21 protein-coding genes are annotated in these 22,841 nt (G+C 26.9%); 6 read left to right on the top strand and 15 right to left on the bottom strand.

The window, feature by feature from the left end:
• Positions 1 to 198: transposase (locus SOR60_RS10475; RefSeq protein WP_407654212.1), on the bottom strand; the 198-nt coding region annotated here is incomplete at its 3' end.
• 323 nt (positions 199 to 521) lie between these two features.
• On the opposite strand from SOR60_RS10475, the gene SOR60_RS00585 reads away from it, so the two are divergent.
• The 4 genes from SOR60_RS00585 (at position 522) to SOR60_RS00570 (ending at position 5,565) form a co-directional block, all read left to right on the top strand.
• The gene (locus tag SOR60_RS00585; protein WP_320594945.1) at positions 522 to 1,298 is read left to right on the top strand and encodes a hypothetical protein; all 777 of its coding nucleotides are present in this window, start codon (positions 522 to 524) and stop codon (positions 1,296 to 1,298) included.
• Complete coding sequence (locus tag SOR60_RS00580; RefSeq protein ID WP_154538776.1) at positions 1,298 to 2,272, top strand: glucosaminidase domain-containing protein; 975 nt, start codon at positions 1,298 to 1,300, stop codon at positions 2,270 to 2,272. Before SOR60_RS00585 ends, SOR60_RS00580 begins: the two co-directional genes overlap by 1 nt.
• Positions 2,273 to 2,331: 59 nt before the next feature.
• Positions 2,332 to 4,206, top strand: coding sequence for a peptidoglycan amidohydrolase family protein (locus tag SOR60_RS00575; protein ID WP_320594944.1), 1,875 nt, complete (start codon positions 2,332 to 2,334; stop codon positions 4,204 to 4,206).
• 366 nt (positions 4,207 to 4,572) lie between these two features.
• Positions 4,573 to 5,565: a tyrosine recombinase XerC gene (locus SOR60_RS00570; RefSeq protein WP_154538773.1), complete on the top strand. Its 993-nt coding sequence runs from the start codon at positions 4,573 to 4,575 to the stop codon at positions 5,563 to 5,565.
• A gap of 163 nt (positions 5,566 to 5,728) precedes the next feature.
• Here the strand turns inward: SOR60_RS00570 and SOR60_RS00565 are convergent, their stop codons facing one another.
• From SOR60_RS00565 to dut, 6 genes are all read right to left on the bottom strand, one after another.
• A complete protein-coding gene (locus SOR60_RS00565; protein ID WP_320594943.1) occupies positions 5,729 to 7,018 on the bottom strand; it encodes a methionine gamma-lyase family protein in 1,290 nt (429 codons plus the stop codon).
• Positions 7,008 to 7,949 (bottom strand): tRNA (adenosine(37)-N6)-dimethylallyltransferase MiaA, encoded by a 942-nt coding sequence (miaA, locus tag SOR60_RS00560; RefSeq protein ID WP_154538771.1) that lies wholly within the window; start codon positions 7,947 to 7,949, stop codon positions 7,008 to 7,010. The genes SOR60_RS00565 and miaA overlap by 11 nt, the downstream gene beginning before the upstream one ends.
• The gene (gene mutL, locus SOR60_RS00555) at positions 7,939 to 9,750 is read right to left on the bottom strand and encodes a DNA mismatch repair endonuclease MutL (protein WP_320594942.1); all 1,812 of its coding nucleotides are present in this window, start codon (positions 9,748 to 9,750) and stop codon (positions 7,939 to 7,941) included. The genes miaA and mutL overlap by 11 nt, the downstream gene beginning before the upstream one ends.
• On the bottom strand, positions 9,750 to 12,368 hold the full coding sequence (gene mutS / locus SOR60_RS00550; RefSeq protein WP_320594941.1) for a DNA mismatch repair protein MutS: 2,619 nt from the start codon (positions 12,366 to 12,368) through the stop codon (positions 9,750 to 9,752). Before mutS ends, mutL begins: the two co-directional genes overlap by 1 nt.
• Positions 12,369 to 12,441: 73 nt before the next feature.
• Positions 12,442 to 12,981: an oxidoreductase gene (locus SOR60_RS00545; RefSeq protein WP_320594940.1), complete on the bottom strand. Its 540-nt coding sequence runs from the start codon at positions 12,979 to 12,981 to the stop codon at positions 12,442 to 12,444.
• Positions 12,981 to 13,409: a dUTP diphosphatase gene (gene dut, locus SOR60_RS00540; protein ID WP_154538767.1), complete on the bottom strand. Its 429-nt coding sequence runs from the start codon at positions 13,407 to 13,409 to the stop codon at positions 12,981 to 12,983. Before dut ends, SOR60_RS00545 begins: the two co-directional genes overlap by 1 nt.
• A 159-nt stretch (positions 13,410 to 13,568) precedes the next feature.
• Between dut and pepT the strand changes: the two genes are divergently transcribed.
• Entirely contained in the window at positions 13,569 to 14,798 is a 1,230-nt protein-coding gene (gene pepT / locus SOR60_RS00535; protein WP_320594939.1) for a peptidase T, read from the top strand.
• Positions 14,799 to 14,864: 66 nt separating this feature from the next.
• On the top strand, positions 14,865 to 15,101 hold the full coding sequence (locus tag SOR60_RS00530; RefSeq protein WP_154538765.1) for an elastin-binding protein EbpS: 237 nt from the start codon (positions 14,865 to 14,867) through the stop codon (positions 15,099 to 15,101).
• 254 nt (positions 15,102 to 15,355) lie between these two features.
• Here the strand turns inward: SOR60_RS00530 and SOR60_RS00525 are convergent, their stop codons facing one another.
• The 8 genes from SOR60_RS00525 to alaS are packed head-to-tail and all read right to left on the bottom strand — an operon-like array spanning position 15,356 to position 22,831.
• On the bottom strand, positions 15,356 to 16,582 hold the full coding sequence (locus SOR60_RS00525; RefSeq protein WP_320594938.1) for a peptidase U32 family protein: 1,227 nt from the start codon (positions 16,580 to 16,582) through the stop codon (positions 15,356 to 15,358).
• Positions 16,575 to 17,207 (bottom strand): O-methyltransferase, encoded by a 633-nt coding sequence (locus SOR60_RS00520; RefSeq protein WP_154538763.1) that lies wholly within the window; start codon positions 17,205 to 17,207, stop codon positions 16,575 to 16,577. The genes SOR60_RS00525 and SOR60_RS00520 overlap by 8 nt, the downstream gene beginning before the upstream one ends.
• Positions 17,197 to 18,873 (bottom strand): ribonuclease J, encoded by a 1,677-nt coding sequence (locus SOR60_RS00515; RefSeq protein WP_320594937.1) that lies wholly within the window; start codon positions 18,871 to 18,873, stop codon positions 17,197 to 17,199. The genes SOR60_RS00520 and SOR60_RS00515 overlap by 11 nt, the downstream gene beginning before the upstream one ends.
• On the bottom strand, positions 18,857 to 19,315 hold the full coding sequence (locus SOR60_RS00510; RefSeq protein WP_154538761.1) for a Fur family transcriptional regulator: 459 nt from the start codon (positions 19,313 to 19,315) through the stop codon (positions 18,857 to 18,859). The genes SOR60_RS00515 and SOR60_RS00510 overlap by 17 nt, the downstream gene beginning before the upstream one ends.
• Position 19,316: 1 nt before the next feature.
• Positions 19,317 to 19,547, bottom strand: a complete 231-nt coding sequence (locus SOR60_RS00505) for a DUF1292 domain-containing protein (RefSeq protein WP_176269327.1) — start codon at positions 19,545 to 19,547, stop codon at positions 19,317 to 19,319.
• A complete protein-coding gene (gene ruvX / locus SOR60_RS00500) occupies positions 19,540 to 19,959 on the bottom strand; it encodes a Holliday junction resolvase RuvX (RefSeq protein ID WP_176269328.1) in 420 nt (139 codons plus the stop codon). The genes SOR60_RS00505 and ruvX overlap by 8 nt, the downstream gene beginning before the upstream one ends.
• Positions 19,952 to 20,209, bottom strand: a complete 258-nt coding sequence (locus SOR60_RS00495; RefSeq protein WP_154538760.1) for an IreB family regulatory phosphoprotein — start codon at positions 20,207 to 20,209, stop codon at positions 19,952 to 19,954. Before SOR60_RS00495 ends, ruvX begins: the two co-directional genes overlap by 8 nt.
• Positions 20,210 to 20,218: 9 nt before the next feature.
• Positions 20,219 to 22,831 carry an alanine--tRNA ligase gene (alaS, locus tag SOR60_RS00490; RefSeq protein WP_154538759.1) on the bottom strand — a complete coding sequence of 871 codons (2,613 nt, stop codon included), beginning with the start codon at positions 22,829 to 22,831 and terminating at the stop codon, positions 20,219 to 20,221.
• Positions 22,832 to 22,841 lie beyond the last annotated feature (10 nt).

Raw genomic sequence — 22,841 nt, 5'->3', positions numbered from 1 at the left:
GTAGATAAAATAAACACAATCAAAAACCGGGAAGTAGAATATTCTACCTCCCGGTTTTTGATTTCTTAAAACTAAATTCATAATTACAAAAACTCTAATCCTAAAATTGACAAAAGATCTAAAACCAAAAGCAATACGCTTAATAGTCTTAATAAAATTTTTAATTACTTCAATAGCATTATCAGAATATTCATAAATAAAAAATTCTCAATAAAATCTAAAGCATTGATAAGACACTTGCATCTTAAAAAATATTTTCTTTAAATATAAATAATTAAATATATCTTATTTTTTTCGTTAATAAATTGTATTAGTAAAATTATCATTTACTTTAACCAACACGATTTATTATAGAGCTAACAAAAAAATGGATATAGCTATCTTTTTTAATTTATATAGTTTACAAAAAAGTAACAAAAATATACAATATGCTCAAATATCTTTGAAAAATGCCGACTTTATGGCTTGACTAAATTAATAAATATATATAATTATAATAATAGTAATATAAGGAGAAGTAAATGAGACAAAATAAGAACAAAAATATTACAAAGATAACAAGTGGTGCCTTAGTATTATTATTAGCTAGTGGTGGATTAGTATTTAATTCTCAAGCGAGTGGTGAGAATGTAATCGCTGAAGGTGACAATATTATAGTTGATAATAGAGAAACGGAAAGCACAAAAGTTGAAGATATTAATAGTGTATTAGATAATACCGGAAATATAGATAAAATTAAAACAGAAGAAAAAAAAGATAATAGTAAAGTTAATGATTTATTAAAAAATTTTAATAGTAAAATTTCGGAAGTTAAAGCTATTACTGATCCAGAAGCTGGATTTAACGAAGAGTTTAAAAATAGAGCGAGAGCATTATTAAATAAATATGAAAGTTCCATTGGTACAAACTCTAGTGAAAGCGAAATAAATGCTGCAATTGATGAACTTCAACTTACTATAAGTGAAGAAGGAAGCAATTTTATAAGTATTCAAGATACTAAAGAAAAAGTAGTTGACGAGGAAGAAAATAATAGTCAAGTTGTTAATGAAAAAGATAATACTGGAACAAACGACGAAAAAACTAACGAGTCATTAACTGAAGATAAAAAGGCTGAGTTAAAAGAAGAAAAAACTGAAAAAAATGAACAAGTAGAAAGTAAGAAAGAAGAAAAGGTTGAAGATAAAAAAGAAAATACCGAAAATAAACTTCCTTACTCTAATAAAACAGAATTTATTGACTTTTTATCTAAATTAAATATTCAGATAAGGCCAAGAATAAAAATATCTTCCCTAGCGTAATGATAGGTCAAGCTATACTTGAGTCAGCAAATGGTACTTCAAAACTAGCTACTGAAGACTATAATATTTTCGGGATAAAATCCACAGATAAGACTGAAGGTAAAAGCTATAAAACAGAAGAATTTAAAGATGGAAAACTAATAAAAACTACTGATAAGTTTAAACAGTATGATTCTTTTGAAGATGCAATAAATTATTACCTAGATCTTCTAAATAGGGGAACTTATGCTAAACATAAAGTAGCTGAAGCAAAAACTGCTAAAGAACAATTGGAACGCATAAAGGTAGCAGGTTATGCTACTGATCCAAATTATGTAACAAAAGTTTTGAATAGAATTAAAGAAGAAAATCTAGAAAAATTTGATATTGGGTTTAAAGAAAATCTTGATGATAAAAAGGCTGAAACTGAAAAAACAGAAAAGCCTAATAAATTTCAAGAAATTATAGATAAAAACGATGATTTAAAAAATAATCAAACAAAGTTAGAAAAAACTGAAACTTTTAAAGAAGAACCTGAGAGAGATGATAAAAACACTAAAACAGATCAAGAAGAGAAAAACTTAGTAAATAAAGATAAATTAGCTGATGAAATTAATAAAATTAAAATTTTATTAAAAGATGGATCTTGGACAAAAGAATCAGGTCAAAATGCAGAAAAAATTATTAAAGAAGTTGAAGAAGCTTTATTAAAAGAAAATTTAACATCTAAAGAATATGATAAGCTTAAGGATGAATTAAATAATATTCAAATTAATATTTTGAAAAAAGCCAATGATGCTGATGATAGATATATGGCTAAAGACAATAAAAAAGTTAATAAGATACTTATTAAAGTAGATAATAAAGCATCTGAAAAGACAGAAATTAAAAAAGAATCTACAAATGTAAAAACTGGAGTAGGTTCATTAAGTTCGATATTATTAACTCTTATTACAACCGGAAGTGTTTTATTTGCTAGTAAAAAAAGAAAATAATTTTGATCTAGCTAATAATATAATTATATATAGTTATCTATTTTTTGATAAGGAGAATTATGAAAAAACAAAATAAATTAATATTATCTACTTTTATAGTGTTCTCTTCCGTGATTGCTTTAAATTCAACTTCTTTGGCAGATGATGACATTGAATATAAAAATCAAATTTCATCAGTAAATGAAGAATACAAGGAAAGCTTAGTAGAAAATCCTTTAAAAGAGGATAATAAGATAAATTATAATTTAGCTAATGATGATAAAACTGAAGAAATCAACAAAAAAGATAGTATTGATAATTCAAAAAAATATAACGAAGAGTTAGAAAAAACAAATACTAATTATGCTAATTGTAATATAGTTGAAAAAATACCAGGAGATAAACTTAAAGAAAAAGATTTAGACAATTTGACTAATGATAAATATAATCTAGAAAATAAGAACCATGAAGAGCTAAAAAATAATAATGATAAAGAAAATCTAACCTCAGATCATATAGAAGTAAAATCTTATAATAATAAGACTGTAGAAGATTTAAATTTAAAGGGAAAAGAAAGCCAAAATACAGATAAGTCTTCCAAATTTACTTTTTATAGTGCTAATTCAAATTCTAGATTTTTTCACTATTCTAATTCAGATAATTCTTATATAATTGAGAAAGATTTAGCTTATAGATATGATAATCGTGGTAGAAAAATTACTGTAAGTAACTCTTGGTTTAATATTGGAAAAGATAAATACTTTGCTAATTCAAAAGGTGAAATTGTCAAGGGGATTCAAAGAATTGGTTTTGATAGATTTTATTTTGCTAATAATGGTGTAGTTAAAACTAATACTAAGGTTATTACAAATATAGGTGCATATATAATTGGTGAATCAGGAATTATGAACCCTCTTGAAAATAAATGGCTTGAGGTGAATTCTAATAAATATCATACAGGATATGATGGAAAACTAGATAAAGGATTCAATCTTATAGAAAATAATCTATATTCTTTCGATGATAATGGGAAACTCGAAAAAAATAAATTGTTCTTATATAATAAGTCAATTATTGCAATAGATAATAATGGTATAGTAGATAAAAAACGCGATACAAAAATAGTTATTGATAATTTAGAGTATACTAGTGATAAAAATGGAAACGTAGTTTCTATTAAAGACTTAAGTAAGAAACCTGAAGTAGTTACCTATTATATGCAAGGAAACAAGGCTTATAAAAAATATAATAATAACAAGACAGAGCTTGCAAAAAATGAATGGTTAAAAATAGGCGGGAAAGATTATAGAGCTAATTCAAATGGAAACCTTATGTTTGGTGTTCATAAAATTGGCAACTACTATTATAACCTTACTGAAAATGGTTTAGCTAAAGATTATAAAACATTTTTTGCTCACAACGGATATGATGGAGCTGGTAGGCTGTATAGTTTCGATAAATCTGGAAAGGGTGAACTTATTTCGAATAGTTATATACCTAAAAAAGATTTAGATGTGACAATTGGCTGGATGCTACAAGGAATGAACTTTAATTATGAATATGATATGAGTTATCCTAATAGAGACAAGATTGGATATGCAGACTGTTCGTCAGCTGTTTATAGAGCTATGAAACATGGCGGCTTCATTTCGAAAAATACTCCTAACGGAAATACAGAAACTTTGTTTGAGTTAGGAAGACGCGGGCAAGTTTTAAGACAAATTTCAGAAAATCAAATAAGGTATGGTGATATATTTGTTGCGGGTGTACCAGGAAGATCACTAGGTGCTGGCGGACATACAGGATTTATCTTAGATAAGAATACAATAATTCACTGTAACTGGGCTGACAGAGGTATATCTATAACTCCTAGAAAAGGAAGAATGGGAGATAATAAGTATCCTGTTAGATACTATAGATTAGTAGGTGGAAAATCTACAAAGTATAATATATAAACTTAAACTCAACCATAATTTTGTTTGGTTGAGTTGTTTTTTTAAAAAAATAAAGGCGTATAATTAGTATGGATTAAAATATAAAATCGCTTAAAACGCAAAATAGAGCTTCGAAAATCAGCTGATTTATAAGTTGAGTAATAATAATAATTAGAAAATACAAAACAGTAAGAAAAAATAAAGTAGAATTTATAATCAAAATATAAAGATCATATATAAATAAGTTAAAAATATTTGAAAAGGGGATAGATTTATAGATGAAATTTATTGCACAAAATAATAATTTTGCGCAATAAATTGAAAAATGCTTAATTTTATGTTATAATTACTATTATAATAGAATAAAATCAAGAACGGAGTTTTAAAATGAAAATAAATTCACCCCTTATACTTACGGATTATTTAAACTATTTAAAATCAATAAGAGGTTTATCAAATAAAACTATAAGTGAATATAATTATGATCTTATCAACTTTATTTCATTTGTGATTTTAAGAAAAAGCTATTTTGGAAATAAAGAAAAATTTGAAAAAGATTTATCAAATAATAAAGTTGATTCTAATAAGATATTTACAGCGGAATTTATAAGTTCTATAACAGTTCAAGATATGTATTCTTATATTAGCTTTCTTGACAACATACTCGATGACAATGCTTCAACAAGATCGAGAAAGATTTCTGCTCTCAGGTCATTCTATAAATATTTAAGTCAAGAAATCGAAATTATTGACAATAATATAACAGAAAAACTCAGAAACCCAAAGATTCAAAAAAGGCAGCCCGTTTACCTCACTTTAAACGAAACAGAGAAGTTGCTTGAAGTTGTAGGCAAAGAAAAAAATGAATTTCTCAAAAATAGAGATTTGGCAATTGTTTTTACTTTTCTAACAACTGGTATGCGTCTATCAGAACTTGTTAGTATTAATTTAAGTGATATAAAAGATGATCATTTTAATATAGTTGGGAAAGGAAATAAAGAAAGAACAATATATTTAACAAATAATTGTATAGATTTAATAGAAAATTATATAATGATACGTAACAATTATTTGAAAAATATTAAGACTGATGCCTTGTTCATATCAACACGAAAAAAAAGAATATCCAATAGAGCTGTCCAATCTACAATAGATAAATATCTTAAAAAAGCTGGTTTTGATACTAATATTTATTCTACACATAAATTAAGGCATACTGCTGCAACCTTAATGTATAAATATGGTAATGTTGATATACGAGCTTTAAAAGACATTCTAGGACATGAAAGTGTATCAACTACACAAATATATACCCACCTTGATGATGAAGACTTAAAAAAAGCTGTTAATAAAAATCCCTTGTCGAATCTTGAGATATAAAATTCTAATACTCTTTATATATTTTACATAAAGAAGTTTTAGAGTATTAGTAAATAGAATAAATTTCTCAATTTAATCTACTTTTAATAGCTAACAATCCTATCCTAATATATAATTTTATCTAGTTTAGCATATTTTAAATTATTAATACTCTGAAATATCTTTATAAACTTATTTCTTTTTTATTTAATAAATTATTTTTAAGAAATTTATCTAGTACATTCATCAAGGCTAATTTACCATGATATTTATTAAGCCCACCTTGTAAGTAAACTATATATGGTTCTCTTAAAGGCCCATCACAAGATAGCTCTGATGTGGCTCCTTCTATAAATCCTCCTGACGACATTATTACAGGATCTTCGTATCCAGGCATATCATCTGGTATTGGAGTTAAATTAGCATCAACGCTGCATGATTCTTGAATTGCTTTTGCAAATAACTTTAGTTTATCACTATCATTGAGTATTATAGACTGAACAATATCGCTTCTCGGGTCATTTACCTTTGGTATAACTTCATAAGAAAGGTTTGTGAAAGATTTGGCAAATAATAAATTTACTTTTATTGACTCTATTGTTGTATGAGGAGAAAAGTATAAACCTTGTAATACACTTCTAGTAGTTCCAAAACTCAATCCTTCATCTTTTCCTATCCCAGGTGCTGTAAGAGTATTTGAGCAATATTCAATCAAGTTTTTTTTGCCTGATATGTATCCTCCAGTTAAAGCTATACCACCCCCTATATTCTTAATAAGAGAACCTGCAATTATATCAGCTCCTACTTCTATTGGTTCCTTAATTTCTGTAAATTCTCCATAACAGTTATCTATAAATATAATTACATTATTATTTACTTCACGTATTATACTTATAGCTTTCTTAATTTCACCTATTGTGAAAGCTCTTCTATTCGTATATCCTGTAGATCTTTGAATCATGACTATTTTTGTATCATAATCTAGCTTATCTTTTATCTTCTCATATTGAATACTTGTTCCATTTTTTAAATCTATTTTGTCATATTTAATTCCTTTAGATAAGAGATTTCCCTTTTTATTTCCCTTTATTCCAATAACTTGTTGTAAAGTATCATAAGGGTCACCAGTAATAGACAATAATTTATCATTATAGTTTAAAAGTGCATATAAAACTATAGATATAGCATGAGTGCCTGAAACTATATTTGGTCTTACCAATGAATCTTCTGCTTTAAATATTGTAGAAAAGATATCCTCACATTTCTCTCTTCCTATGTCTGCATATCCATAACCTGTAGCAGAATTAAAATCCATAGTAGATAAGTTATTTTCTTTAAAAGAATTTAAGACTTTAATTTGATTGAATTCACTAATTTTATTCAAATCATCAAACTTCCCATTGAGAGATTTATCTATATTATCTACATATTTTACTATAAAATTATCTATATTATAAAAATCACTATAAATCATATTTCTCCTTAATATATTCATATATTTTTCCAATGTTTAAATTTTCCTTATAAATCAAATCAGAAAAATCATAATTTAAATATTTTTTCATCCAAGTTATTTGCCTTTTCGCGTAATGTCTAGTATTCTTTTGTATTTCATCTATTAGCCTATTTTTATCTATTTCTTTACTTAAATAAGGAAAGAATTCCTTATATCCGATAGCTTGTAGTGATTTTGAATTCCTATTAAGGTTATAATATTTTAAAATCCTCATAAATTCATCTTCTAGACCTTCATCAAACATTTTTAAAACTCTAGCATTTATTTTTTTATAAAGAACATTTCTATCTTTATAGTTTAAAAAAATCAATAGAGGATCTATATCTTCATTTAGTTTTCTAGATCCTTTCCTAATTTGACTAGGTTTTTTTCCAGATAATTTATATGTTTCTAGAGCCCTTATTATTCTATTTTTCTCATTTGGATGATATTTTATAGATTCATTAGGATCTATTTCTTTTAATTTTTCATAAATATAATTATTTCCTTTTTCTTCAGCTAATTTGTTATAATATTTCCTTATACTTTCATCTTTTTTTGCAATTCCATAGTTCATATTAAATAATATTGAGTCAATATAAAATCCTGTTCCTCCAACAACTATGGGTATCTTATTTTCTTTATTAATTTTTCTTATTAACTTTCTTGCACTTTCTTTGAATTCATTTACGGAATATTCTTCATTAGGTTCTCTAATATCCAAAAAATAATGGTTAATACTATCCATATCATGTTTATTAATTTTATTAGTACCAATATTCATTTTCTTATATATTTGTTGACTATCTGCCGATATTATTTCGCCATTAAATTTTTTTGCAATCTTTATAGCTAAATCACTTTTCCCACTCGCTGTAGGTCCAGTAATTATGATTACCTTATCTTTCAAAATATTTCTCCATTTCACTTTCAGATATACTGATTAATATAGTCTTACCATCAAATGTTTTATAAGGATTATCAAGCTTATTTAAACCATTAATGAGTTCATTAGCCTCATCTTCATTAATCCTATCACCTTTCTTAAAACTTATATTATTTATTATTTTTGATATTTTATCATAAAATAAATCTTCATCATTAAAGTTTAAATCTAAAAGTTCATAGAAAAAGTTGATTTTTTCAGGTATATCAAAAATCAGAGGTAAAGATCTTATAATAAGCTTATCTGATGAAAATTCCTCAATATCAAAACCTAATTTTTTAAATAAATCTTTATTTTCTATATATTTACTATAATCATTTATATTTATTTTCATAATAATAGGATCTAATAACTGTTGAGAAACTATTTCTTGATTTTTAAAATCTTTTATATATTTTTCAAATTTTAGCCTTTGCTCAGCACGCCTATGATTTAATAATAAGAGTTTATCATTATATTCAAATAAAGAATATTTTCCAAATAATGAAGATTTATAGATTATTTTACTTATATCAAAAATATTTTGTTTTACTAATTTGCTTTCTTCGTGACTATTAATACTTTCTTGGATATAATTATCTTCCATATTAGTAATATTATTTTCTGATTCTACATCCTTTTTATTAAAGAAATTATAAAAATCTTGACTGTTATAATTATCTTCTTTAACTATACTAGAATCATTGATTTTATTATAAGCATTTAAGATGTCACTATAATCTTCATAGAAATTTAGTTCTTTAGATTTTTCATTTTTAATTTTTATTTCTTTACTTGATACATTTTCTATGACTTTTTTTCCTATATTTTCTTTTATTAGAGAAAGAAGCTCATCTTCGTATGAAAGTTTTATTTCTCTTTTATTAGGATGAATATTGACATCTACATTATTAGAGTTTGTATTTATAAAGATAAAAAATGCTGGATATCTTGAATTTGGTATAAGTCCACTGTAGGTATCTTCAATAGAATTGCTTATTTTTTTGTATTCAACCAATCTATTATTAATAAAGATATATTGTAATGATCTATTTCCCCTATAGTAATTAATGCTTGAAGTGTATCCACTTATCTCATATAAGTTATTTTTTATTTCTAAATGAATTAACTCATCTTTTAGATTTTCATCAATTAAATTATAGATTTTACTTATTAAATTTTGATTTTCTAATGTATGAAAGATAAATCTATCATCTTTTATAAATTTAAAAGAAATACCGTCATAACCCAAAGCAAAAGCATGGATAAGCCTACTTATCCTATTTGACTCTCTTATATCACTTGCTAAAAATTTTCTCCTTACAGGAATATTCTTAAATAAATTATATACTTCTATACTGGTGCCTATATTGGTTGCTATAGATGATTTATGAATAAGCTTATTATTTTTATAGACTACTTTTTTACCAACCTTGCTATTTTTTGTACATGATATTAAAGTAAGATCAGCACAAGCTAAAATAGAAGAAAGAGCCTCACCCCTAAATCCTAAAGTAAATATATTATATAAATCATCAAATGTATTTATTTTTGACGTAGCATGCCTTTTAAATGCAAGTTCTAATTCATATTCTTCAATACCTGTGCCATCATCGGTGACTCTGATATAAGATTTACCACCATTCTTAATTTCAACAACTATATTCTTTGCCTTGGCATCAATTGAGTTTTCAACCAATTCTTTTACAATTGATAGTGGAGATTCAATTACTTCTCCTGCTGCAATTTTTTCGATTGTATTTTTATCAAGTTGAACTATTGCCATTATAGCTCCCTAACCTTTATAATTAATTTATTTAAAATATTTATAGCCTCTAGTGGGGTTAAATCATTTATATTAATATTTTTGCAAAAAGATTTGATATCATTAATTTTCTTATTGTTTATATTACTTAAAGTTTCTTTTATATTTTCTTTTGAACTTTTACTTATGTTAGAAATAGACTTATTATCATCAATTTTTGCCATAAATATTTTAGCATTTTCTATTACTTCTTCTGGTAGACCCGACATTTTAGCCACTTCAATACCATAAGACCTATCTGACTTGCCTCTTGAAATCTTTCTTAAAAAAACTAGGGAATTATTCTCTTCAAGGATATCAATTTTAAGATTAACTACATTTCTAAGCTCGTTTTCTAGAATTGTCAATTCATGAAAATGAGTCGCAAATACTGTCTTTATTCTTTTTTTCTTACTTAAGTACTCTACAAGACTCATTGCAATTGATAAACCATCATCAGAACTTGTTCCCCTTCCTACTTCATCTAAAATAATAAATGAGCTCTCAGTTGCATTTTTTAATATATTACTTACCTCATTCATTTCTAACATAAAGGTAGATTCACCTTTAGAGATATTGTCACTTGCCCCAATTCTTGTAAATACTTTATCACATATAGATATCTCAGCTTTGTCACATGGTACAAAGGAACCTATTTGAGCAAGTATAATAATTATAGCCATCTGCCTCATATAGGTAGATTTACCTGCCATATTAGGTCCTGTTATAATTTGGATTAAGTTATCTTCTTCTCCTATATCTGTATCATTTGCAATAAATTCATTTTCTTTAAGATTTTTTTCTATGACTGGATGGCGACCATTTATAATCTTAATGATATTATCATTTCTCATTATAGGCTTAGTGTAATTATTTTCCCTTGCAAGCTTACTCAAAGAGTTTAATGCGTCTATAATTGCTATTAACTTAGACAAGTATTGGAGTTTTTTCGTATTTTCTAAAATAAAATCTCTAAGTTCATTAAAAATTTCATATTCAAGCTCATTTATCATATCGCTTGAGCCTAATATCAAATTAGATAATTCTTCTAATCTTTCAGTTGTATATCTTTCTTGATTTTTTAGGGTTTGTTTTCTTATATAGCTTTTTGGAACCATATTTATAAAAGACTTAGTTACTTCAATAGAATAACCACTATTTTTATTGTAGTTAATTTTTAATTTTTTAATACCCGTTTTTTCTCTTTCACTTACCTCATATTCAAGGAGATCTTTTTCAGCAGATTCTGATTCAAGCTTTAACTTATCTAGCTTATCATTAAAATTATCCTTTATGATGCCTCCGTCAGTTATAGATATAGGAGGATTATTAACTACAGCTTTTTCTAAAATTTCATAAATATTTCCAATATCTGGTATTATATTAGCTAAGTCCTTATATGCCTTATTATTTAGATTAGATAAATATATTTTAAATTCCGGTATATTCCTTAATGACGATTTTAATGAAATCATATCTCTAGCATTTGCTCTTTGATAGGAAATTTTTCCCACAATTCTTTCTAAATCATATATATCATCTAAAAAATAAGTGATTTTTTCTGAAACATCTCTATTTGAGAAAAGATATTCAACCATATCAAGCCTTTTTTCAATCTTTTCTTTTTCAATTAATGGTCTTTCAAGCCATTCATTTAAAAGTCTTGAACCCATTACTGTATCCGCCTTGTCAATAAGCTTTATTATAGAGTTTTCCTTGCCTTTTTTATCTATATTATTGTGAAGTTCTAAGTTACGTCTAGTATTTGCATCAAGCTCCATATATGAATCAATTTCAAGAAGCTCTATTTCATTTAAGTGAGCTAGATTTTCATTATGAAATTTGTAAATATAGCTTAAAAGATTTGAACAAGCTACAAGTGCGATTCTTAAGTTATTAATTTTACTATAATTAATATCACCAAGATGTTCTCTTACATTTTGGATAAAATCTTCAAAGTTATTATTATCATCTATTTTATTTATTAGAATACTAGGATTTAAATCCAAATATTCTCTGAATTTTTTGTTTTTAAAATTTGAATTTATAAGTATTTCTGAAGGAGAAATTTTTTCGACTTCATCTATAAGCTTGTTTCCAGTAATATCAATTTTATTTCTTATTTCAAAGCATACTAATTTTCCTGTTGATATATCAGAAAAGCATGCTCCAATACCAAATTTATTTTCATATAACGAAAGAAGATAGTTATTTTCTTTTTTATTAAGAGAGTCTAGATCAACTATAGTACCGGGACTAATAACTCTTGTTATAGCCCTTTTTACTAACCCTTTTGCTTTTTTGGGATCTTCAACTTGATCACATAAGGCCACTTTATGTCCTTTTTTTACTAATTTATTTACATAAGTATCAATTACATGATGGGGTACTCCACACATTGGTGCTCTTTTATCATGACCACATTCTTTTCCTGTTAGTGCTAATTGAAGTACTTTACTAATAGTAATGGCATCATCAAAAAAAGCTTCGTAGAAATCACCAACCCTATATAATAGGACTGAATCATTAAAGTTTTTTTTGACATCTACATAGTGTTTGAGCATAGGAGTTAGTTTTTCGTATTTAAACTCATTATTCATATTATCACATCCTTAATCAATTATATCATATTGATCTATCTTCTAAAATAAATAACCCATGACTAGTCATGAGTTATTTTATATTAATTATTTTTACATTTTTAATCCATTTATTGGCATCTTTTTGCTGTTTATCTACTACATAGAATACACCTAATTTTTTATCAAAATCTATATTAGCTTTATTAATAGTTTTATAAACAAGATAAACTCTATCAACTTCAAGTGCACTTTCTAGAGCTATACTAGTTTTGTTTCCCTTACCATCTATAAATTCAATAATATTATTTAAATTAGGATCTATATCTACTTTGTTTATTAGTCTATCAAGTGACAGCCCTTCAATATCTATAACTACATCACTATGTTGATTTATTTTTGAATTTTGACCACCCATTTTTCTTATATCTCTAAGGCTAAGTGAAGTGATTTCATTATCTTTATTTTTTATTACTATCATTTCATTGTCATATTTGGATAAGTTTTTATTAGAAATATTATCTATAATCTTTGCTAGAAGAAAAACTGCAAATATTATGGCAATTATAATTAAGATAATGTTATACTTATTTTTATTAAAATTTTTTTTGATTGAATTTTTCTTCTTTCTCATTATTTCCCTGTTGAGCCTATTCCTCTTTCTCCCCTACTTGTTTCACTTAATTGGTCAACCTTATTTATTCTAACTCTTTCATAAGGTTGAATTATTAATTGAGCAAGCCTTTCTCCCTTTTTTATAACTTGAGTTTCTTTGCCAAAGTTATAGAAAAATAACTTAATCTCTCCTCTATAATCACTATCTATTATACCAGTAGAATTTGCAAGCATTAAGTTTCTTTTTACACCAGTTGAAGATCTTGGATATATCGCTGCAAAATATCCCTCAGGTATTTCTATCTTTAGACCTGTATCTATACATTTTGTTTCACCGCTTTTAATGATTACATCCTCATCATTAAATCCATATATATCCATACCAGCTGAGGATGCTGTTTTATATTCTGGTAATTTATTTTCAGTTTTAATATTCAAATCTTTCATTTAATCAACCCCTATAATCATTATCTATAATTAATTTTACCATAAATCCCAATTTTTAAAAAATAAGAAAAATCAAGAATTTTCAAGTTATAAAGCATTTAGAAACTGCTTTTATCAAATTATAAATTAGTAGTATAATTAGTATTGAAAGGAGTTAATATGACAGATATTTGTAATAGGTTTTTAAAATATATAGCTATTGATACTAAGAGCAATCCGGAAAAAGCTTCAGAGATTAAACCTACAAGTGAGGGTCAACTTGAATTAGCAAAAGTTTTAAAAGATGAATTAAGAGATTTGGGACTTGAATCTACTATAAATGAGGAGGGGTTTCTTTTTTCGACTTTAAAAGCTAATATTGATAAAGACTTACCAAAAGTTGGATTCATTGCCCATATGGACACTTCACCAGAAATGGATGGGAAAATTGTAGATCCGCAAATTATCAAATATAAAGGTGGAGATATTAAACTAAATGATAATATTTACCTAAAGACTAGTGAATTTCCTGTATTAGATAATTTAGTAGGTAAAACCTTAATAACAACTAGAGGTAAATCGCTCCTAGGTGCTGATGATAAAGCTGGTATAGCTGCAATTATGAACGCATTAGAATTTTTAGTAAATAATCCAGAGATTAAGCATGGAGATATAAAAATTGCCTTTACACCCGATGAAGAGATTGGAACAGGTTGTGATAGCTTTGATGTATGTAGTTTTGGAGCTGATTTTGCTTATACTATAGACGGAGGTAGATTGGGTGAATTGGAATATGAATCGTTTAATGCTGCCGATGCAAAAATTTATATTAAAGGTAAGTCAGTTCATCCTGGTACTGCAAAAAACACTATGATAAATTCTATTAGCCTTGCGAAAGAATTAGATGATATGTTAGGTCAAGTACAAAGACCTGAGCATACAGAAGGATATGAAGGATTTTATCATATGGTCTCTATAAAAGGTAGTGTAGAAGATACTCAATTAAACTATATAATAAGAGATTTTAATAAAGACGAATTTCAAATTAAGAAAGCTTTTTTATCAGATTGTATAGAATTTTTAAACAAAAAATATGACAATAATATAAAACTTGATTTAAGTGATACTTATTATAATATGGGAGATATTTTAAAAGACAAACAAGAAATAATAGATTATGCAAGAAAAGCTATGGAAAATCTTGGAATGGAAGTTATTTGTCAACCTATAAGGGGTGGTACTGATGGCTCAAAATTATCTTTTATGGGTCTACCATGTCCTAATATTTTTACTGGAGGATATAATTTTCATGGTATATATGAATTTATTCCAATAGAAGATATGGAGATGGCAAGTAAAGTTATTATAGAAATTATAAAAGAAATTAGTAAAAATAATAAAGTGATATAAATCTCACCTTAATGGGTATAAATATAATATTGAAGATTCTAATTAATATTTATAAAGGAGATTTTTATGACAGATAAAAAAGTAACAAATGCCAATCAATATAAAGGTGATGAAGAACTTGATAAAAAAGTTAGAGAAGAAAATAAAGAACAAGGTGGAGAATCATTAGATAAAAAACATAATGCAGACCAAGAAAATCTTAGAACTATATCAGATGAAGCTGATGAAAACTCTAACGTTGGAGTAGAAGCTAGAAGAACAAGATCAGATTTTTCTGAAAATCCATCTAAAGACAAAGAATAAGCATTAAATAAGCAACAATTCTTTAAAAATGCCTTGTTGCAAAGACGCTAAAATTAAAGGTAATGAAAACAGAATAGATATTGAAGTGTACCCATAAAACTGGACGTAATATTTAATTAATTAGTTGTAGTGGATGCGGATCTGTAAATAGTTTTGTGTATCAACCTAAATCCTGAAATGATATGTACCCTCTTTACCGGACAAACCAGTAAGGATGGTACATATCATATTCTATTCTGTTTTCACTACTTTTTTTATTTTATTTCTCGTCTAACAATATCACCTTTTTGGAGTTCATGGTCTATTTTAATATATACTATTTGTTTTGCCTTATTTGCAGTATCAATATCATTTCCGTTAGAATCTTTCATATTATTTATTTTAAATTCTATATATTCAGAATTATTTCCGAATATTTCAACCTTGTCGCCTAATATAAATTTATTTCTTTCCTCAAGTTTTGCTATTTTTTGATTTTTATCATAATCTAGAACTACGGCAATAAAATCATAATTTCTAATATATGATGAATTTTCATAAATTTGTGCATCTTTGCCAGGTCTTCCATAGAAAAATCCCTTAGTAAAATGTCTATGACTAGCTTTTTTTATTTCATCAAAATATTTTTGTGCAATTTTTTCATTAAATGTACCCTTATAATATGCATTAATTGCTTGCCTATAGCTCCTTATTACAGTTGCTACATAAAATACCGTCTTCATTCTTCCTTCTATTTTAAAAGAATCTATTCCTGCTTCAATTAACTTATCAATTTCATCTATTAAACATAGGTCTTTAGAATTCATAATAAAAGTTCCGTGTTCATCTTCTTCTATAGGATAGTATTCACCTGGTCTTTTTTCTTCTTGAATACTATATTTCCACCTGCAAGCGTGAGCGCAATCTCCCCTATTAGAATCTCTCCCTGTCATATAATTGCTCAATAAGCAACGTCCAGAGTATGAAATACACATAGCACCATGAATAAAACATTCTATTTCTAAATCTTTAGGCACATTTTTTCTAATTTCAATAATCTCATCTAAAGACAGTTCACGTGCAAGTATTACTCTTTTTGCTCCTAAATTATACCAAAAATTAATAGTATGAGAATTCGTAACAGAAGCTTGAGTAGAAATATGTAAATCTATATTTGAGTTTTCTTTAGCTATCATGAAAATACCAGGATCTGATATTATTAATGCATCAACTCCAATTTTATCTAAAAACTTTATATAGTCAACAATACCATCTAAATCATTATCATGTGGTACAATATTCATAGTAATATGACATCTTACATTATGATTATGTGCATAGTCAACAGCTGCTTTTAATTCTTCAGAATCAAAGTTCTTTGAATTTTTTCTTAATCCAAAACTATTTCCAGCCATATAAACCGCATTTGCTCCAAATTTTATTGCTGCTTTTAATTTTTCAAAATCTCCTGCAGGTGCTAATAATTCAACTTCTTTATTCATTAAGCCTCCTTGTGCTTATACTTATTCCATCTCCTATAGGAATTATACTTGTATCAAATTCTTCTAAATTAGTTATATATGATAAAAATTTTCTTAATTTTTTTACTATGGTAATACTTCTTCTTATTATAAGATCATCATTGGATACTTCGCCTCTAAATAAAATATTATCACATACAATAATGCCATCTTTATTTAACAATTTAGAAGCCTTATCAAAATAATATTTGTATTTTGCTTTGTTTGCATCTATGAAAACAAAATCAAAGCCTTGATTTATTTCATTCAAGGCTTTTTTTGCATCCATGTTTATAATATTAATTTGTTTGTTGTATTTAGAAAAGTTTTTTTTAGCTATTTTTGCCATTTCTTCTGATTTTTCAATAGTAGTTATTCTTGCTCTACTATATTTAGAAAAAATTAAAGAAGAGTAGCCTATAGCTGTACCTATTTCAAGAATAGATTTAGGTTTTTTTATATATATTAAGCTTTTAATAAACTCTTTAGTTTCTAACTTCATAATAGGTATATTATTTTCCAAGGCATATTTTCTTTCAAAAATATAATCATCATCTAAATATATATCTTTTAAATATTCGCTTATATAATCATAATTAATATTCATTTTCACTTACTTCTGTTAGTACTGGCAAAATCATAGGATCTCTTCCAGTTTGGTTATATATATATGACTTTAGAGCTTCTCTTATTTGATATTTTATCTGACTAATAGCGTGTATATCCTTATTTTGACACTTATTCATAGTTCTTAAAACTACATCTTTTGAATTTTCAATTAAATCTTGATTTTCTTTAACATAAATAAAGCCTCTTGACACAATTTCAGGATTTGATAAAACTTTTTGAGTATGTTTCTCTATAGTTAAGGATACTACAAGTAGACCATCTTCAGATAAGTGCTTTCTGTCTTTTAATACAATATTACCTACATCCCCTATTCCAGATCCATCCACTAATACATTCCCCGCTTGAACTTTACCATTGATTCGTGCAGATTTTTTAGTAAATTCAAAAATATCTCCATTTTCACCTACTAGTATATTAGAGCTATTCATACCCATATCCATAGCAATTTCTTTATGTTTTTTTAGTTGTCTTGGCTCTCCATGGGCAGGAATAAAGTACTTTGGCGTAGTTAGTTGATGCATTAATTTTATTTCTTCTTGACAAGCATGGCCAGAAGCATGAACTTTAGCTAAAGAATCATATATAATATCACATCCTATTTTAGTCAAGTTATTAATGGTATTATTAATTGACATCTCATTACCTGGGATAGCAGAAGATGATAATATAACTGTATCAGACTCATTTAAATGTATTTGTCTATGCTCATTATTTGCCATTCTTGTCAAAGCAGATAAAGGTTCACCTTGTGTACCTGTAGATAAAATTACGATTTGATCATCTGAATATTGTTTTATATTTTTTATATCAATTAGAGTATTACTCCTAACCTTTAAATATCCTAAATTACCAGCTATTTTTACATTATTTAACATTGAACGTCCAGATAAAACCACTTTTTTATTATACTTTTCAGCAGCATATATTACTTGTTGAACTCTATGAAGATTTGAAGCAAAAGTTGCTACTATAATTCTACCCTTAGTTTGACCAAAAATATTTATAAAGGTTTGTCCAACCTCACTTTCACTCATAGAACTTCCTTCTATTTCTACATTAGTCGAATCAGAAAATAGGCATAAAATACCTTTTTTGCCAAGTTCTGCTAATTTTTGAATATCAGTTGGTTCTCCGTCTATTGGTGTGAAATCCATTTTAAAGTCACCTGTAAATAAAACTGTTCCTATTAGAGTTCTAACAGCTATAGCACATGAGTCCGGTATAGAATGACTTACTCTAATAAATTCACAACTAAGATTTCCTAATTTAACTGTATTATTAACATTAACCATCTTAATCTTATTTGGGTTAAGACCATGTTCTTTAAATTTATTTTCTAATAGACCTTTAGTTAACTTGGAGCAGTATACATTTGTATCTATATTTTTTAATAGGTAAGTTATTCCACCAATATGGTCTTCATGTCCATGAGTGATAAATATACCCTTAAGTTTTTCTTTGTTTTCTTCAATATAAGTAAAATCTGGAATAACTATATCTACTCCTAACATATCTTCATCTGGAAATGTTAATCCACAATCAATAAGAATCATTTCATTTTTATATTCTACTACAGTACAGTTTTTCCCAATTTCACCCAATCCCCCAAGGGGGATAACTTTCAATTTATTTTGCGTTCTCATTTTTACTCCTTATTTCATTTTGACAATCGGAGCAAATCCCATAAATTCTTAAGGAATAATAGTCTAAATCAAAATCATATTTATCTCTAAGTATTTCTGCTAGTTCATCATTTTCTAATATTTTTTCTTCAACTATTTTCCCGCAATTAGTGCAAATTAGATGATCATGATGCTCATCATTTTGCCCAATAAGCTCATAAGTATTAACAGAATCTGTAAATTCTTGTTTGTTTACTATACCTAATTCTTCGAAAATATTTAAAGTTCTATAAACTGTGGCTATTCCAACTTGTTTATTTTCTTGATGAACTATTGAAAAAAGTTCCTCAGGTGTCAAATGTTTTGAATTAGCATTATTTAGAGCATTGAAAATTATTTGTCTTTGCTTAGTGAATTTATGGCCATTTTTTTCAAAAATCTTTTTCAATTGTTCGTTATTCATACTAATCTTCTTTCATATCTTCATATATATTAATAATCTCGTCTAATTCCTTATCATTTTCAATAAACTTAAAACTTACGGAATCTTTTTCTTCAATAACTTCAAAAATAACAATAAAATCCTCATCTAAAGGTTCTAATGCCGCATAAGTTTTTTCATCCACTCCGAATGTGTCGATTATATTAAATTCGACTTCTTTATTATCTTTGTCTTTTAAAACAATTTTATCCATTAGATCTCCTATCTAAATAGGTTTGTAAAATAAAGGTTGCTGCAATCTGATCTATGTATTTTTTTCTATTTTCTCGTCTTACAGACATATCCATTAATACTTTGTTAGATTGCAAGCTTGTCATTCTTTCATCTTGATATTTAATTTCAATATCAGTCGTGCTTTTTAATAAGCTTACAAAAGAAATCACCTTCATAGCCTGTGGGCCTAAGGTGTCATTCATATTTTTAGGAAGTCCAATTACTATTAAATCAACTTCTTTTTCTTCTATTATTTCTAATAGTTTTTCTATATCCAAGCTAGCTTTTTGTCTTTTTATTGTAATATAAGCTTGTGCAGTAATAAATAAAGGATCGCTAAGTGCGACCCCTATAGTTTTATCGCCCAAGTCTAGTCCCATTATCCTACTCATTTATATAATAATTAATAATTTCTTCCAATATTGTATCTCTATCAACTTGCCTTATAAGCTTTCTAGCATTATTATGGCCTGTTATATAAGTAGGATCTCCACTCATTAGATAACCTATTATTTGATTTGTTGGTTTATAACCCTTATCTTCTAAAGCCTTATAAACTTCAGTAAGAATTTCCCTTATATTTACTTCTTTTTCTTCTTGTGGTTTAAAACGCATAGTTTCATTGAAATTATTATCTGACATTTTTACTCCTTATATTAATTGATAAACTGCATTTAAAGCCTCATCTAGCTTTGAAATATCTTTACCACCAGCTTGAGCAAAGTTTCTTTTGCCGCCCCCATTTCCACCTGTTATTTTACTTATAATTCTAACAATTTGTCCTGCATTGTATCTATCCACTAAAGAGTCAGAAATTGAAGCAGTGAAAATAATTTTCCCATTATTTACAGTTGCAAAAACAATAATCAAATCTTTATAATTATTTTTCATCCTATCTTCAAAGTTTCTTAAAGTTTCCATATCTATGTTGTCAAACTTATGAACTAAAAGATTTATTCCATTAATATTTTCTACGCGATTAGCTATATCATTAAATACATCTTCATCATTAAGTCTTTTTAATTTTTGGACTTTTTCCTTTAGCGATTTTACTTCATTTTCCAACGAATCAATTCTATCTAAAATATTTTTAGGATTAGTTTTTAATTTATTAGCTATTTTTTCAATCTTATCAATATTAGAATTAGTCAATTCATATACTTTTTTCCCAGTATAGGCTTCAATCCTTCTAATACCTGCTGCTGCAGAAGATTCTTGAATTATTTTAAATATTAAAACTTCTGATGAATTATTTACATGACATCCACCACATAGCTCTTTCGAATAATCACCAATGGAGACAACTCTTACCATGTCCTTATATTTATCTTCAAATAATCCAATAGCTCCTATTTTTTCTGACTCTTCATATGGCATTATCTGTTTTTTTACAGGTAGTTGTTCTCTTATTTTTTTATTAACTTCATCTTCTATTTTTCTTATCTCTTCCTTTGTAAGAGCTTTAGAATAAGTAAAATCAAATCTTAGCTTATCTGCATCTACTAATGAGCCTGCTTGATTGACATCTTCCTTTAATACATTTCTTAAAGCTTGATCTAGCAAGTGAGTAGCTGAGTGATTTCTTGTTATGTCTAGTCTTCTATCCTTATCAACTATAAATTTAGCTGAAGTTTTAGATAAATTCCCTTCTATAACTTCTATATAGTGAACAATTACATCTTTTTTCTTTTGTACATCATATACTCTAGCTTTTGTATCTTCTGTTACTATAAAACCTGAATCTGCAACTTGTCCACCACCTTCGGCATAAAAAGAAGTCTTATCACTTATTACTATACCCTTTTTACCCTCTTTTATAAAGTTTAAATCCTTGTTTTGATCAAATAAACCTATAATATTAGCTTCTACACTGAGCTTATCATATCCAACGAAATCTGTTTTATCGAAACTATCGATGTTTATTGATTCAAGCGACCAACCAGAATCTGACTTTCTGGCACTTCTTGCAAGTTCTTTTTGTTTTTCCATAAGCTTATTAAATTCGTTGATATCTACACTTAAATTATTTTCTTCTAAAATTTCTCTAGTTAAATCAAGTGGAAATCCATAAGTATCATATAATTTGAAAGCATCAGCACCATTTAATACGCTTTCGTTATGATCTTTTAAATTTTTTATATATGAGTTTAATATATCAAGGCCACTATCAATTGTTTTTTGGAAGTTCTCTTCTTCCTTACTTACTATTGAAAGAATTCTATCCTTGTTTTCTATTAATTCATTATATTCAATTTTATAAGTATCTATTATCTTTTCAATTACAGATTTCAAAAACTCATTCTTTATACCTAGTAATTTACCATGTCTATAGGCTCTTCTTATAAGTCTTCTTAAAACATAACCTCTCTTTTCATTAGAAGGTAATATTCCATCACTGACCATAAAGGTAATGGCTTTTGCATGATCGGCAATAACTCTAATAGAAATATCATCTTTTTCATCTTCCTTATATTTTTTATTTGAAAGATTCTCTATTTCTTTAATAATACTTTGATTTACATCAACCTCAAATATATTATCTTTACCTTGAAGGACCATGGCTATTCTTTCAAGTCCCATACCTGTATCTATATTAGGATGAGATAGGGGAATATACTCTTTGTTTGCATTTTTATTAAATTGGGTGAAAACCAAATTCCAAACTTCCATAAATCTATCAGAATCATCATTTCCAGGCTTATTATCATTTTCATCAATCGCCTTATCTATTCCTCTATCAACAAAAATTTCTGAATCAGGTCCACAAGGTCCTACTTCAAGCTCCCAAAAGTTATCTTCTTTTCCAAATTTTAATATTCTTTCGCTATCTAAACCTATTTCATCATGCCATATATCATAGGCTTCATCATCATCTTCAAATACTGACACCCAAAGGAGATTTTTATCTATTTCAAGATTCACAGTTAAGAATTCATATGCCCAATGTATAGCCTCTCTTTTAAAATAATCACCGAAGGAAAAATTTCCAAGCATTTCAAAAAAAGTTCCATGCCTTTCAGTCATTCCTACCCTATCTATATCTCCTGTTCTTATACATCTTTGAGATGAAGTGGCTCTATTATTTTTCATTTTTTTCTCACCAGTAAAATATTTTTTCAACGGTGCCATACCAGCATTTATTAATAATAAGGATTCATCATCTTCTGGGATAAGTGGAAAAGATTTTAAAACTGTATGATTTTTTTTCTTTCCAAAAAAATCTAAGTATTCTCTTCTAACTTCATTCATTCCTAATTTCTTCATCTATTGTATC

Source organism: Anaerococcus porci (genome assembly GCF_034090325.1).
Lineage (GTDB): Bacteria > Bacillota > Clostridia > Tissierellales > Peptoniphilaceae > Anaerococcus > Anaerococcus porci.
The sequence above is the reverse complement of the archived record's forward strand: the minus strand, read 5'-3'. Positions and strand labels throughout refer to the sequence as shown.